13 protein-coding genes and 1 pseudogene are annotated in these 14,032 nt (G+C 73.9%); 5 read left to right on the top strand and 9 right to left on the bottom strand.

Features of this window, described 5'->3' with window-relative positions:
* Positions 1–47: 47 nt before the first annotated feature.
* Positions 48–761, bottom strand: coding sequence for an IucA/IucC family C-terminal-domain containing protein (locus tag ACFXGN_RS02990; RefSeq protein WP_384852582.1), 714 nt, complete (start codon positions 759–761; stop codon positions 48–50).
* A 292-nt stretch (positions 762–1,053) separates the two neighbouring features.
* Here ACFXGN_RS02990 and ACFXGN_RS02985 point away from each other — a divergent pair, with 292 nt between their 5' ends.
* A complete protein-coding gene (locus ACFXGN_RS02985) occupies positions 1,054–2,127 on the top strand; it encodes a DMT family transporter (RefSeq protein ID WP_384852579.1) in 1,074 nt (357 codons plus the stop codon).
* Here the strand turns inward: ACFXGN_RS02985 and ACFXGN_RS02980 are convergent.
* The 3 genes and pseudogenes from ACFXGN_RS02980 to panD form a co-directional block, all read right to left on the bottom strand.
* Positions 2,008–3,402, bottom strand: a complete 1,395-nt coding sequence (locus tag ACFXGN_RS02980) for a transglycosylase family protein (protein ID WP_384852576.1) — start codon at positions 3,400–3,402, stop codon at positions 2,008–2,010. The genes ACFXGN_RS02985 and ACFXGN_RS02980 overlap by 120 nt on opposite strands.
* 542 nt (positions 3,403–3,944) lie before the next feature.
* Positions 3,945–4,331: pseudogene (locus ACFXGN_RS02975) on the bottom strand (GNAT family N-acetyltransferase); the annotation flags it as partial.
* Positions 4,321–4,743 (bottom strand): aspartate 1-decarboxylase, encoded by a 423-nt coding sequence (panD, locus tag ACFXGN_RS02970; RefSeq protein WP_384852574.1) that lies wholly within the window; start codon positions 4,741–4,743, stop codon positions 4,321–4,323. The pseudogene ACFXGN_RS02975 and the gene panD, both read right to left, overlap by 11 nt.
* Positions 4,744–5,019: 276 nt before the next feature.
* Here panD and ACFXGN_RS02965 point away from each other — a divergent pair, with 276 nt between their 5' ends.
* Positions 5,020–5,370 (top strand): hypothetical protein, encoded by a 351-nt coding sequence (locus tag ACFXGN_RS02965; RefSeq protein ID WP_384852572.1) that lies wholly within the window; start codon positions 5,020–5,022, stop codon positions 5,368–5,370.
* A 68-nt stretch (positions 5,371–5,438) separates the two neighbouring features.
* On the opposite strand, the gene ACFXGN_RS02960 is transcribed toward ACFXGN_RS02965, so the two are convergent.
* From ACFXGN_RS02960 to ACFXGN_RS02950, 3 genes are all read right to left on the bottom strand, one after another.
* Positions 5,439–6,029 (bottom strand): lytic polysaccharide monooxygenase, encoded by a 591-nt coding sequence (locus tag ACFXGN_RS02960; RefSeq protein ID WP_384852569.1) that lies wholly within the window; start codon positions 6,027–6,029, stop codon positions 5,439–5,441.
* A gap of 444 nt (positions 6,030–6,473) precedes the next feature.
* Entirely contained in the window at positions 6,474–6,755 is a 282-nt protein-coding gene (locus tag ACFXGN_RS02955) for a hypothetical protein (RefSeq protein WP_384852567.1), read from the bottom strand.
* A 344-nt stretch (positions 6,756–7,099) separates the two neighbouring features.
* Positions 7,100–8,290, bottom strand: a complete 1,191-nt coding sequence (locus tag ACFXGN_RS02950; RefSeq protein WP_384852565.1) for a cytochrome P450 — start codon at positions 8,288–8,290, stop codon at positions 7,100–7,102.
* A gap of 379 nt (positions 8,291–8,669) precedes the next feature.
* Here ACFXGN_RS02950 and ACFXGN_RS02945 point away from each other — a divergent pair, with 379 nt between their 5' ends.
* Positions 8,670–9,767, top strand: coding sequence for a cytochrome P450 (locus tag ACFXGN_RS02945; RefSeq protein WP_384852562.1), 1,098 nt, complete (start codon positions 8,670–8,672; stop codon positions 9,765–9,767).
* 172 nt (positions 9,768–9,939) lie between these two features.
* Here the strand turns inward: ACFXGN_RS02945 and opcA are convergent, their stop codons facing one another.
* Positions 9,940–10,851, bottom strand: a complete 912-nt coding sequence (gene opcA / locus ACFXGN_RS02940) for a glucose-6-phosphate dehydrogenase assembly protein OpcA (RefSeq protein ID WP_384852559.1) — start codon at positions 10,849–10,851, stop codon at positions 9,940–9,942.
* Between the two features lie 91 nt (positions 10,852–10,942).
* The gene (locus ACFXGN_RS02935; protein WP_384853115.1) at positions 10,943–11,488 is read right to left on the bottom strand and encodes a DoxX family protein; all 546 of its coding nucleotides are present in this window, start codon (positions 11,486–11,488) and stop codon (positions 10,943–10,945) included.
* A gap of 1,279 nt (positions 11,489–12,767) precedes the next feature.
* Between ACFXGN_RS02935 and ACFXGN_RS02930 the strand changes: the two genes are divergently transcribed.
* Entirely contained in the window at positions 12,768–13,370 is a 603-nt protein-coding gene (locus ACFXGN_RS02930; RefSeq protein ID WP_384852557.1) for an HdeD family acid-resistance protein, read from the top strand.
* Positions 13,371–13,604: 234 nt separating this feature from the next.
* Positions 13,605–14,027, top strand: a complete 423-nt coding sequence (locus ACFXGN_RS02925) for a DUF350 domain-containing protein (RefSeq protein WP_384852554.1) — start codon at positions 13,605–13,607, stop codon at positions 14,025–14,027.
* Positions 14,028–14,032: the final 5 nt, after the last annotated feature.

The following is a 14,032-nucleotide window of genomic DNA, read 5'->3' as shown; positions in this document are numbered from 1 at the left end:
CTCGTTCGCTCGTACGTCGCCGGTCGTGGGCTCTCGAAGGAACAACTTTACGGAGCGGGGGGCCGCGCCTCCAAACCCGTACGGGGAGGGTGGTCGAAGACACAGTCGCCGCACAGGGCGCCGCCCGGGCAGCGGTAGTAGAGGCAGCAGCTCGCGCGGCGCAGCCGGGGGCCCCGGACCGTGCCCGCGAGGTCGGGGTGCTCCAGGAGGCCGGAGACCAGCGCCGCGGCCCGCTCGGCGGCCTCCGGGCGGCCGTGGGCGAGGGCCCAGCAGGTCAGCTCGCGCAGCGCGCCGGCGAGGGCGGAGCCCGCGTTGCCCCACAGCAGGCGCGGGGAGACACGTCCGTCGCGGGCGAAGGCCGCGTGCAGCGGAACCAGGTGCGCCTCCTGGACGGCCGTGCGCAGCTCGGCCACGGTCGCGGGGCGGGTCGCGGAACCGTCCCACCACAGGTCGTCGGGCGAGGTCAGCGCCCCGTCCCAGTGCAGTGCGGCGGGATCGAGGTCGGGGAAGGCGCCGTGGAGGGCAGCCGGTCCGAGCGCGGTGGACCAGAGCCTGGCCGCGAGTCCGAGGTGCGCGACGGAGGCGCCGACGCGCCGCTCGGGGGCGCCGAGCCGGGCGGCGACCCGGTCCACGCGCGCGTGGAGGGGCCCGTCCTCCCCGGCGTAGAGACGGGCGAGCGTGCGGTGGGCACCGCCGGTCTCCGGCGGCGCGGTCCGCAACGCGAAGAAACCGCCCACCGATCCGCTCTCGACGAGATCCACCCGTGACTCCCCCTGGTCCTGTCCGACCGGCCCTGTCCGACCGTCGCGCCGACCGGTGCTCGTGGCACTCCCGGTGTCGGCCTTCCGCCGGATTCCGGTTTTTTTCTCCCTCCACCGTATCGGCCGCCCCGCACCCCCGGCAGTACACGAAAAGACCCTTTACAACCATTCTGACCTGCACGGGCATACATCCCAGGGCGTACGGCGGGGCCGGGTACTACGTCGGCGGTAGCGGTGAAGACGTCCCCTGGGACGACGACGCGATCGGCCGGTCGGAGAGATCGTGGAAGGTATGAGTCCCCTCCTGCTGTCCGTCCTCCTGGCCCTGGTCTCCGCGGTCGCCTACGCGGGCGCGGCGATCGTGCAGGAGCGGGTCGCGGCCTCCGCCGCCGGTCCGCGCTACGCGCCGCTGCGCAGCCGGGCCTGGTGGGGGTCCGTCCTGCTCAACGGCTTCGGCGCGACCCTGCACGTCGCGGCGCTCGCGTACGGGCCGCTCAGTCTGGTGCAGCCGCTGGGGGCGCTCACGATCGTGTTCGCGCTGCCCATGGCGGCGCTGTTCGTCGGCCGGGGGGCGGGGCGGCGGGCGTGGCGGGGTGCCGTCATGGCCACGGCGGGCCTGGCGGGACTCCTGAGCCTCGCGAGCGGCGCCGGGGGCAGGGCCCTGGCCGACGGGGACCGGTGGCTGCTCGCGCTCTCCGCCTTCGGCCTGGTGGGCGTCCTGTTCGCGGTCGCGCACCTGATCGGCCGGTCGGTGCTCCGCAGCGTCGTGCTCGCCACGGCGGCGGGCGTCTCCTTCGGCATCGCCTCCGTCTTCACGAAGTCGGTGGCCGAGGGCTGGACGCCGGGGGCGCCGCTCGCCGAGTGGACGGGGCTCCTCGTGCTCTCGACGCTGGCCGTGACCGGGCTGCTGCTCTCCCAGGCCTCCTACCGGGGTGCCGGTCTCGCCGCACCGCTGGCGACCGTCACCGTCGTCAACCCGGTGGTCGCCGCCACCGTGGGCCTGACCCTGTTCGGCGAGAGCTTCCGCTACGGCGCCGCCGGTACGGTGGCGGCGCTGATCTGCGGCGCGGTGGCGGCCGGGGGTCTGGTAGAGCTGACCCTGGACCGGATGGCGCCCCCCGCGGCGGGGGTGCCGTCCCCGGCCGGGACGGCACCGGACCGGAAGGCCCCGGGGTCGTCGGAGCCTTCGGGCCCCTCCGGATCCCGGGGGTCCTCAGGCTCTTCCGGGTCCTCCGGGTCCTCGGCGTCAGAAGGTGACGCCGCGGGCCCTGAGGTAGGCCAGGGGGTCGATGTCGGAGCCGTACCCGGGACCCGTCCGGACCTCGAAGTGGAGGTGCGGTCCCGAACTGTTGCCGGTCGATCCTGAGCGGCCGATCCGCTGCCCCGGGGTGACCCGCTGGCCCTCGCGGACGGTGAGCGCGGAGAGGTGGGCGTACTGGCTGTAGCGGCCGTCGTCGTGGCGCAGGACGATCTGGTAGCCGTACGCGCCGCCCCAGCCCGCGGCGACGATCCGCCCCCCGGACACGGCCTTCACGGAGGTGCCGGTGGGGACGGGGAAGTCGACGCCGGTGTGGTAGCCGCTGGACCAGGAGGAACCCGGCTTGCCGTAGCGGGTGCCGATGTCGGAGGAGACGGGGGCGGAGTAGCGGTCCTCGTCCGCCTCCGCCGGGCGCGGCCGGGAGACCGGCCTCGGCTGGGGCTTGGCCTCCTCGGTGGGCTTGGCCACGGGCTTCGCGACCGGTTTCACGACCGGTTCCACGTCGGTGCGGGCTTCCGACGGGGCCGTCACCGGACGGGTGCGGGGCACGCCGGACTGCGGTGCGGGCCGGGTCTTCGGCGGTGTGGCCCGCGGCGGCTTCGTGACGGTCTTGGGCCCCTTGAGCCCGGGCTTGGGGGTGTTGACGGCCGCCTTCGGCGGGGTCGTTTCGCGGCCCGGCTCGGCGGGCTTCTTCGGCGCCTCGATGCGCAGGGTCAGGCGCTGGCCGGGATAGATCAGGTCGGGGTCGTCGCCGACGACGGTCCGATTGGTGTCGTACAGGCCCTTCCAGCCGTCCCTGAGGCGCTCCTCGCGGGCGATCTTCGACAGGGAGTCGCCGGGCGTCACCGTGTACATCTCGCGGACGGTCGGCACGGCGGTCGGGCCGACGTTCCGCGCGGTGCGCTCGGGCAGGGCGCGCTGGCCCGGCAGGGAGGTGGTCCTCGCCGTGTTCCCGCCGGACGGCTTCGCGCCGGAGCCGCCGGGGCTGATGTCCGGCGCGTCCCCGCCCCGGACGAGCCCCGCTCGGGCGCCGCAGGCGGGCCAGGCACCGGGGCCCTGGCCCTTCAGGACGCGCTCGGCGATCGCGATCTGCTGGTCCTTGGAGGCCAGGTCGGCGCGCGGGGCGTAGTGGGTGCCGCCGTACCGCTCCCAGGTGGACTGGGTGAACTGGAGTCCACCGAAGTAGCCGTTGTTGGTGTTGATCTGCCAGTGGGAGGTCGACTCGCAGGCCGCGACCTTCTCCCAGACGTCCAGCGACGCGGCCTGTACGCCTCCCGCCCCGATCAGCGGCAGCGCCATTCCGGCGCCTCCCGCCGTGACGGTGAGCGAGGCGCGGTTGATCCGGCTCGGCTGGTGGCGGCGATGACGTCCGCGTACGGCCATGGGCCCCCCTTGAACACAGCGACAGCGGTCCAAGTTAGGGGGTGCGCACGTTCGGTGACAAGTGATGCGCGGAAGAGCAACCCTCTTGTGTCAGCTCGGCGTTGACCGGAGGACCTCAGGCCGGGCCCGGCTGCGGCTGCGGCTCGGGTTCCGGCACGGGCCCGCCGGGTCCGGGTACGGGCTCGGGAGAGGGTACGGGGGCCGGTCCGGGCGGGCCGGGCAGCGGGCCGGGCGAGGGCACCGGCGGCGGGAGGGGCGAGGGCGGCAGCGGGTCGGGATAGGGCTGGGTCATCGAGGTCCTCCAGGTCGACGGGTTCCGGCCCTCCCAGGGTGACCCGCGGAACGCCGGAGCGCCCGCCGGGCCCGTACGGAGGGGGTCCGGTCGGGTCCGGTCCGCCCGTACGGGAGGGGTGGCGAGACCCGTAGGGGCGGGGCGACGGGACGGAACCCCTCACGGGGAGGGGGAACCCTTACGGGCAGGAGACCCCTACGGGTGGCGGGCCCCCTGCGGGCGGGGCGGCGCGGGCTGCGACCGGCGCCGGTCACCACAGCCCCGGACTGGCCTCCAGCTGGAGCTGGGCGGCGCGGACCACCTCGGGCGGCGCCGCCGGAGCCTCGTCGGGGTGCCGCTCGGCCCATGCGGCGGCGTACGAACAGAGCGGCACCACGGGAACGCCTTCGGCGGCGGCGAGCGCGTAGAACTCGCGCACGAGGGATCCGGCGATCCCCTTCCCCTCGTGCGCCCGCTCGACGACCGTGTGCACGGCGACGAGCGCGTGGGGTGCGGCGGCGAGGGCGAAGTAGACGACGGCGCCGACGGGGGTCTCCCCCTCGAACGCCGCCAGACGTCCGGACGACCGGTCGTCGACGATCTTCAGCTCGCCCATGCGCTGCTCCCTCTGCTCGTACGGTGACGGGCTACCGCGCGGGCACGGCGCCCGGACCGCGCACCGTGTCGCTCCCGGGGACGGGCGCGGAGGCGTCGGTCCCGAGTTCCACGATGCGGTTGTCGGCGTCGACGTGCACGACGCGCGGAACGAAGGAGCGCGCCTCCGCGTCCTCGACCTGCGCGTAGCTGATCAGGATGACGAGGTCGCCGGGGTGGACCAGATGGGCGGCGGCGCCGTTGATCCCGATGATCCCGGAGCCGCGTTCGCCCTCGATGACGTACGTCTCCAGGCGGGCACCGTTGTCGATGTCGACGATGTGCACCAGTTCACCGGGCAGCAGATCCGCCGCTTCCATCAGCTCGGCGTCGACGGTGACCGATCCGACGTAGTGCAGATCGGCCTGGGTCACGGTCGCCCGATGAATCTTCGACTTGAAGAGGGTTCTAAGCATGGAAAAACTCCACAGAGTAGGCTCCCTGCCTGCGATTTACAGGTCAAGGGCTGTTCTCCAGGCTACAACGCCGGACACTTCGCACACGAGTCCGTCGGCCGGGCCGGTTCGAGGAGTCCGGCAACCGCGATCCTCCCGGGCCTCGCGCCACGGTGAAGTCCCCGGCGGGCCCGGACCGTGAGAGCATTCCGGCCATGATCTCCACGCGAAGGGGCCGTGCCGCGTAGGGCACCGGCTTCGCTTCGACCGCGACGGCGCCACGGGGGACAGCCCTGGGTGCGGTATCGCGACGTCCCGGGTCTGTCGGGAGCGGCGAACGCCGCCGTCCGGGCGCTCGAACGGGAGCGGTTCTTCCCGGGTGCCGTCTCGGTGGCGCTGAGCGTGTGGTCGGTGCGCGTCCATGGCTCCCGGCGCCGGCGGAAGCGGTGGGAGGCCGAATTCACCTGCTCCTGCTGCGGCGAGGGATGGGCCCGGGACAAGCTGGCGGACGTACTGCTCCTGCTGCCGCCGAGAGCCGCCGCGGAACTCCGGGGCCGGGTGGAGCGTCTGGACTCGGCGCTGCTCGCCCGGACGCACCACGAGCCCACGGCGGACCCGGACCTCGCGTGGTGGCACCGCCGGTGCTGACCACGGAGGCCCCGGGCCGGTGCTCGGCCCGGGGCCCGCGCGCGGTGTTCACGCGACGCGAAGACGTGTCAGAAGCGCACGTCGGAGCAGGCGTAGAAGGCGTTGCCGGTGTCGGCGATGGTCCAGACGCCGAGGATCAGATGGCGGCCGGTCTTCTGGGGGAGGACCCCGGTGTGCGTGACCGTGGCGCCGGGCTGACGTCCGCCGAAGGGCACCGTGAGGAACGGCTGCGGGTCCAGGTCCGCCCTGGTCAGCGGCTTGGTGGGGTCCCAGCCGTCCTTGGTGACGTAGTAGCGGAAGTCGGTGGTGGCGTGGCGGGCGCTGATCCGCCAGAGGAAGGTGTGGTTCTGGCCCGCGGTCAGGCTGGTGGCGGGCCAGTTCCCGCCGCGCGGGTCGTCCAGTTCAGAGAAGCGCCCGTTGCCGCCGGCGCAGATGCGGCCGTCGGCGGGGCCGCGCGAGGGGAATCCCTTGAGACCCTCCACGCTCGGGGGTTCCCACTGGATCTGCCCGCAGTTGCGGACGGTCCCGTTGCCGCACAGCTGCTGGCGGCTGACGGGCGAGTCGGTGTAGCCGTGGCCCTGAGCTGTTCCGCCGGTGGCGAGCAGGGTGGATCCGGCGATGCCGAGGCCCAGGAGTAACGAGGTGAGCTTCTTGCGCATGAGGGGCTCCTGCGGTCCGAGGTGCGGGTGGGGGCGGGCGGGCGCCTCGGACGTACTGCCGGTGGAACAGTGGGGACGGAACGGCAGCACGGAAGAACCGGAAGGCACGCGTCCGACGCGGTCTAGACCAAGTGTGAGACTAGTCCCGACGATTGGGCATGTCCATACCAATGATGGATCGTCAGGAGCGCCTGGGAGAAGGTGAGTTGGCGGGCTCGGGCTCGCACGTGTCGCGGCCCCCGGTGCCCCGGGGCGATGAAGTCGGCGCGGGCCCAGCGTCGATCGGCTCGTCGGTGTCCCGGGCCGGGGAGAGCGGCGCACCTTCCGGCCATCCGCCCGGGACCGGGGAGAGCGGCACACCTTTCCCTGCGCGGCGGCGGACCCCAGGGGTCCTGGGCCCCTGGGGTCCTGGGGGGGCTGGGGTCCTGGGGGGTCCTGGGGCGCTCACTCGCCGGTGGCCTCCAGCAGGCGGCGGGTGCGGGCGCTGGCCCCGGTGAGCACCAGGGGGACGTGGAGGCTCGCGCACAGGCGCCGGGTGCGGGCGAGGGCGCTGAGGGTGGCGGGCGTGGGGTCGGCGCCGGGGAGGGCGAGGACCACCCGGGCGGGCCGGTGCGCCTGCACCAGTGTCTGGATCTGGAGGGCGGCGGCGGCCCTGGTGGTGACGTCGAGCTCATGGTGGAGGGTCACGTACAGGACGTGGTGCCGCAGGACGTGGCCGATGAGCATGGGGTCCCTCCGCGCGGGGCGACGACGGCCCACGGCTCGGCGAGAAGCGGGCGGTTCGTCCGAGGATGGCACGTGGAGGGAGCGGTAGCCGGTCTCGCGGCGCCGTCCGCGCGGGCGCTTCGCCCGTACGGGAGGGAGCCGTGGCGGACGGGTGATGCCACCCGGGCGCGGAGGGCGCGCCGGGGTCCAGGGTGTGCCGGGGTCCAGGGCGTGCCGGGGACGGAAGGGGCCGGAGCCCGAGACGTGCAGCCGACTCGGGCTCCGGCGGGTGCACGTGTGCCGTGCACGGGCGCGTCGGCCGCCGCCGGGGCGGTCGCGCGCTCACTGGTTTCAGTGCCAGTACTTCATGGTCGTACCTCCTCCCCCGTGTCGGGACGCAGCGTCACCTCGAAGCGGTCGAGACCGCGCAGGGTCAGATTGCGCCGGTGTTCGGGTTCCGCGACCGCCCGTGCGTCCGGGAAGTCCCTGGCCAGGGCCCCGAGGACCGATCCGGTGAGCCGGATCGCCATGGACGCGCCCAGACAGGCGTGGGCCCCGCGGCCGAACCCGAGGTGCGGGTTCGGAGCGCGGTCGAGTCGCAGTTCGGCGGGGTGGTCGAAGCGGAGCGGGTCGTGATGGGCCGCGCCCAGGAAGAGCGTGACCGGATCACCCGCCCGCAGGGTGACGCCCCCGAGTTCGGTGTCGGTGACGCAGACCCGGGCGTCCGCCTGGACGGGTGCGTCGTACCGGATGAGTTCGTCGACGGCCGTCGACGGGCTGTCCCGGAACGCGGCGAGCGCGCCGGGGGTGGTGAGGAGGGCCGCGGCGGCGTTGCCGAGGAGGCGGGAGGCGGATTCGTAGCCCGCGTGCAGGACGGCCCGCAGACTGTTGCGAAGAACCGTTTCTGCGACTCCGCTGCCCGGCGCGTTCTCCGCCACGTGGGCGATGAGGCCGTCCTTGGGCGGATCGGCGAGCCAGCCACCCGCGTACTCGGCCAGCCGGGCGCGGGCGGCGACGGCCGGTTCGTGCTTTTCCGGCCACAGTCCCGCGTCCATGCCGTCGACGACGGTACGGGACATGGGCACGAACCAGTCGAGCCCGGGGGCGGGTACGCCGAGGAACGCGGTGACGAACCGGAGCGCGACCGGCTCGGCCAGTTCCCCGACGAAATCGAAGGTGGGACGCTCGGCGAGGTCGGCGAGGAGATCGGCGATCCAGCGGTCCAGTTCCTCGTGGAGCGCGGCGCGGTCCTGGGCGCGGAAGCCGTCGAGCAGCAGATGCCGGATGGCGGTGTGCTCCGGCGGATCGAGCGTCTGGACGCTGAGGAGCGGGGCGGGGATGTCCTCCCCGGCACGGCGCCAGTCGGAGGCGAAACGGTTGCTGTCGGTGAGCACCGCGAGGCAGTCGGCGTGCCGGGTGAGCACCCAGGAACCGAGCGGTTCATGCCAGAGGACGGGGGTGGCCTCGCGCATCGAGGCGTAGGCGGGGTAGGGGTTCCGCAGGTTCACGGGACTGGCCAGGTCCAAGATCGGGTCCACGGCTGCCGCTTGCTCCACGAATCGTCTCCTCCCGCGCACAGTGCCTGGTTGAGGCCTTGAATGCTTCTGAGTCGAGCGGTGCGGAACGTCGGCCGCCGGTGGGCGGAACGTCCCGCTGACACGACACCGGTGGTTCCCCGGTGCTTCATCCGAACATCATGACGAGCCGAGCGCCGGTGACGCTACCACGCAACTGGGGTGGCTGGTATGACTACCTGCCAGAGATCTTTCACAAAGCTGCGGGGAGTTACGGAAGATGACCGGTCAAGACCAGACAATCGTTCATGATGTCCCGGTAAACGTCGCTCAACAGCCCAACCCGTACCCGCTCTTCGAGCGCATCCGTGAGCACGGGGTCGTTCAGCGCGTACGGCTGAATCCCACCCTTGAGGTCTGGATGGTCACGGGGTACGACGAGGCCGTGGCCGCGCTCACCGATCCCCGGCTCAGCAGCAGCCCCGTGGGGGTCAACGGACTTGAGGAGGAGATGGCCCATCAGGCGCGCACCAACGTCCTGATGGCCAGCATGTTGGTCGGTGACGGGGAGGACCACACCCGGCTGCGCAACCTGGTGTCGAAGGCGTTCACCGCCCGTCGGGTGGAGCGGTTCGCACCCCGCGTACAGGCCCACACCGATGCCTTCCTCGACGCCTTCGCGGCACGCGGCAGCGCCGATCTGGTCTCCGAGTTCGCCCTGCCGCTGCCCATGGCCGTGCTGAGCGAGCTCATCGGCATCCCGGCCGAGGGACAGCCGGACTTCGCCCGGCTCGCCGTCGGCCTGATCATGCCGCCCAACACCCCCGAGCGGCTCGCCAAGGGAGCGCGGGCCCGCGCCGAACTCACCGAGTTCTTCGAGCCGTTGATCGCACAGCGCAAGGCCGATCCGAAGGACGACCTGCTGAGCGCGCTGTGCGCGGCGCAGGCCGAGGAACGGATCAGCGACCGTGAACTGACGGCCATGACGATCCTGTTGACACTGGCCGGGCACGAGACGACCGCGAGCCTCATCGCCAACGGCGTCCACGCCCTGCTGCGCCACCCCGACCAGTTCGCCGCGCTCCGCGACGACCCCTCGCTGCTGCCGGGGGCGATCGAGGAACTGCTGCGCTTCGAGGGCCCGGTGAGCCGTGGTGTCGCCCGGTTCACCGTGGACGCGTACGAGATCGGTGGGGTCACGGTCCCGCCGGGCGAGATGATCATCATCGGGCTCGCGGCGGCCAACCGCGATCCCGGACGTTACGACCGTCCCGACATCCTCGACGTGGCACGCCGCGAGATGCCGCAACAGCTGGCTTTCGGCCATGGTGTGCATTTCTGTCTGGGTGCGCCGCTCGCCCGCGCGGAGGCGCGGATCGCCCTCGGCACGCTGCTGCGGCGCTTCCCCGATCTCCGGCTCGCCGACCCGGACGCGGACCTGAGCCGCCGCGAGGGCATCCTGCGCGGGATGGCGACGCTGCCGGTGGTGTTCACGCCCGAGGGGGCGTCCGGGGAGTAGGGGCGACCGCGCGACCGCACCCGGCAGGCCTGCTCCGGGCGCGGTCCCTGGTCGGCTCCTCCTCGGGTTCCGTGCCCGAGCGGGACCTTCCCCGGTCTCCTCGGGCCGGTCCCGGCGTGTCGCGGGACCGGTCAGGGCCCGCCGCACGGGTCGGAGTCCGTGGGGGGGCAGGTCAGGCGTGGCCGCGCAGGGCCGCCGCGTAGGCCTCGTCGGGGTCGAGGCGGCGCAGTTCCTCGGCGATCAGCTCGGCGGTGGTCCGCACCTTGAGGGCGAGGACCCGGGCGGGCTGGCCGGGGATCACGAGCCGGGCGACCGGCCCCTCGGGGCGGTCGATGCGGATCTCGCCGTCCGCGGTGCCCATGCGGACGGCCGTGACGACGGGACCGCCGGTGACGATCCGCTCGACGGGGACGCGGAGCCGGACCTCGAACCAGCGGGCCAGGAGTTCGGCGCTGGGGTTGTCCGCCTCGCTCTCGACGGCGGCGGAGGTGACGGCCAGCGGCGCCTGGTCGAGCGCGGCGGCCAGCATCGAGCGCCAGGGGGTGAGCCGGGTCCAGGCGAGGTCCGTGTCACCGGGGGCGTACGAGACGGCGCGCCGTTCCAGGGCGGCGAGGGGGTCCTCGACCGCGTACATGTCGGTGATGCGCCGCTGGGCGAGGGAGCCGAGCGGGTCCCGGGAGGGCACCTCGGGGGCGTCGACGGGCCACCAGACGACGACGGGCGCGTCCGGCAGCAGCAGCGGGAGGACGACGGAGTCGGCGCGGCTGCCGAGTTCGCCGTGCAGCCGGAGCAGGACCGTCTCGCCCGATCCGGCGTCGGTGCCGAGGCGGACCTCGGCGTCGAGCCGGGTCTCGTGCCGCTCGCGGGGCGTGCGGGCGTGCCGTTTGATGACGACGAGGGTGCGGGAGGGGTGCTCCCTGGAGGCGTCGTTGGCGGCCTTGACCGCGTCGTAGGCGTTCTCCTCGTCCGTGACGACGACCAGCGTGAGCACGGCCCCGACGGCGGGTGTGCCGACGGCCCTGCGTCCCTGCAGGATCGCCTTGTTGATCTTGCTGGAGTTGGTGTCCGTAAGATCGGTCTTCATGCGCGGCGGCCGTCCCTTCCTCTGCGGCGAGCCTAACGCTCCGGCGCGGCGGGCGCGTACGGGCCCCCGGCTCCGGCGCGGGGCCGGGGCGTCACACGGGTTCGGGCGCGGGCTCGGGGCCGGAGTCCTCCTCGGCGGACCGGCCGGCGCGGCGGCCGACCACGGCGGCGGCGGCGAGCGCGCTGCCGACGAAGGCGACCGCGACGACCCACGGGCGGTCGAGGACGTGTCCGGTGGCGTGGTCGAGGGAGAGGCGCCCGGCGCCCGTGACGCCGATCGCGGCGGCGACGAACCCGAGGAAGGCCGGGTACTCGTAGCCGCCGCCCTGCGCGAAGAACCCGGCCGGGGCGTGGACGGCGACGGCTCCGGCCATGGCTCCGGCCGCCGCGGCTCCGGCGGCGGGGGTGGCGAGGCCGAGGGCCAGGAGGGCACCGCCGCCCGCCTCGCCGAGCCCCGCCGCGACCGCGCTCTCGCGGCCCGGGTGGAAGCCCATGGCCTCCATGGCCCGCGTGGTCCCCTCCACACCGCCCCCGCCGAACCAGCCGAAGAGCTTCTGGGTGCCGTGCGCGGCGAGCACGGCACCGGTGCCGACCCGCAGGACGAGCAGTCCGAGATCGCGTCGATTGGTGTGGCCCATGGGTTTCTCCAGGTGCGGGAGGCGGACGCGTACGCCGTCCACTGTCCCCTCCACGGCCGTGTCCCGCCGCCCCGTGGCCCGGTCCGTTGCTCCGTACGAGTCACCTTTTGCGGCAGTTGTCCCCGGGTGCTTGGGTGGGAGGGCCGTAGCCGTCGTGGAGCGCCGCCCGCGCGACGGTCCGAGGGAAGTGGGTACGCATGACCGCCGAGTCCAGCCGGACCGCAGCCCTGCGCGAGGAGGTGCGGACGCCGACGCCCCGGGCGGAGCGGGACCCGACCGGGCCGGTGCCGACGCGGCCCGTCGCCGACCCGCGCCGGTTCCCGCCGGAGGAGTGCGCGGCCCGCCGACTTCCTCGTACGTGCTTTCACCGGAGTACGGGTCTTCACCGGAGCGGGGCTCCGGGACACGCGGCGGGTGACCGCCCCGGACGGCGCGGACGTCGTCGTCGGGCACGCGCCGGGGCCCGGGGAGCGCCCGCCGTGCTCCTGTACCGCCATGACGGCGTACCGCCGTCGCCGGACGGCGCCGCCCGGCGCACCCCGCCGTTCGAGCTGGCCGAACGCGACGGCCTCCGGGACGGCGTGGACCATCCGGCCGAGCGGTTCCGCACCGACGCGGGTGTCCTCGACGGCGCCTGCCTCGTCGGTACGGGCGCGGTGGCCGAGGGACCGTGGGCACGGCCCGCCGCCACCGTGCCCGGCATCGACCGCCCGCCGGTGGTGGGCTCCCCGGCTGCCGTGCGGGGACGGGTCCGGGCCAGGGTCGTCCCGCGCGTCCCGCCCGGTGCCGACGCCGACGAGGCCCGGCGCGCCCTGACCGGCCGTCCGGTCTCCGCCGCTCCCTGGGGCGCGCGGGCGGAGGCGGAGGTGGGTGGGGAGGCGGAGAGGGAGCCGGGGGGCGTCGGCCGGCCGTTCCGGGCCCGCATCGGCGGTCCCGGCTACCGGGCGTTCGCGGCGGCGCTCCGCGAGGCGTACGGCACGGACACGGTCGGGGCCGGGCGGTCCGGTCCCGCCGTGCGGGTGGCCGACCGAGCGCTTCCCCGGCGCCGAGGTCGCGTGGATCGGCTTCGGGGAGCCCGGCGGTCCGGCTCCACGCGCCGGACGAGGGCGTCGGCCCCTCGGAGACCGAGCGCAGGGCACCGGCCGAGGCGCTCTTCCTCAGCCCGTACGGGACGCCGCGCCCCGGCGGGCGCCGGATCTGACCGTACGCGCCCCGCCCCGAGCCGCTCCTCCCCGGTCTCCCACCCGACCGTTCCACTCCACGAAAGGACGCGAACCCCATGACACAGACCCATGACCACCCCCGACGCGAGGACCTGCCGCCCGGCCCCCTCGGTATGCTCGCGGGCGCCGCCTGGCAGGCACTGCTGATCGCCGGGCTCGCCTCCCTGGTCCTCGGCATCCTGGTGCTGGTGTGGCCCGGCGCCACCCTGGTGGTGGCCGGTGTGCTCTTCGGCCTCTATCTGCTGTTCAGCGGTGTGCTGCAACTCGTCGCCGCCTTCGGTACCGACGTCAGTACGGCGCTGCGGGTGATGGCGTTCATCAGTGGCGCCCTGTCGATCCTGCTGGGTCTGCTCTGCTTCCGGGGCGCGACCCAGTCGATCCTGCTGCTCGCGCTCTGGATCGGGATCGGCTGGCTGTTCCGTGGCATCACGCAGACCGTGGCGGCGGGCTCCGATCCCGCGATGCCCGCGCGCGGCTGGCAGGTCTTCCTCGGCGTGGTGAACGCGCTCGCGGGTGTCGTGCTCATCGTGTCGCCGCTGGAGTCGGCGGCGGTCCTCACGCTCCTCGGCGGTATCTGGCTGATCGTCGTCGGCGCGGTCGAGATCGCCACCGCCGTCCGGGTCCGCTCGCGGGCCAAGCACCTGCCGACGGGCGCCTGAAGCCCCCGGCGCACCCAGGCGTCCCCCGCCCTCCGTGGCCCCGCCACCCCTGCCTCTCCCGGCCCCCGTGGTTCCCCTTCCCCGCCCCACTCCCCCGTCCGCCAGCGCCGTCCACCACCGCCGTCCGCCCGTTCTCCGGGCGGACGGCGGTGGCTTTGACGCGTGCGCTACATTTTGCCGGTCCTCGAACCGCCCGATCCCCCGTGATCGCGACCTTCCGGAGCCCGCAACCCCATGAGCGACATCGTCAACGGTCTCGGCCGGGCCGGCGCGTACGGCGCCCTCGGCGTGGTCCTGCTGATCCTCGGCATCGTGCTCGTGGACCTGCTGACCCCCGGGAAGCTCGGGCGCCAGATCTGGGAGGACCGCAACCGCAACGCCGCGACCCTGCTCAGTTCGGCGCTCCTCGGGATCGGCGGCATCGTCTTCACCTCGATCTGGACCACGTACGACCACTTCGGCAAGGGGCTCGTCTCCACCGCGGCGTTCGGACTGCTCGGTCTGGTGATGATGGCGGTGGCCTTCCTGGTCGTGGACCTGGTCACCCCCGGGAAGCTGGGCGCGACCCTGGTGGACCCGGAGCCGCATCCGGCGGTCTGGGTGACGGCCTCCTGCAACCTCGCGGTCTCCGCGATCGTGTCGGCCTCGATCGCCTGACGGAC

Origin of the sequence: Streptomyces sp. NPDC059247, from assembly GCF_042754005.1 — a bacterium.
Classification (GTDB): Bacteria; Actinomycetota; Actinomycetes; order Streptomycetales; family Streptomycetaceae; genus Streptomyces.
The sequence above is the reverse complement of the archived record's forward strand: the minus strand, read 5'-3'. Positions and strand labels throughout refer to the sequence as shown.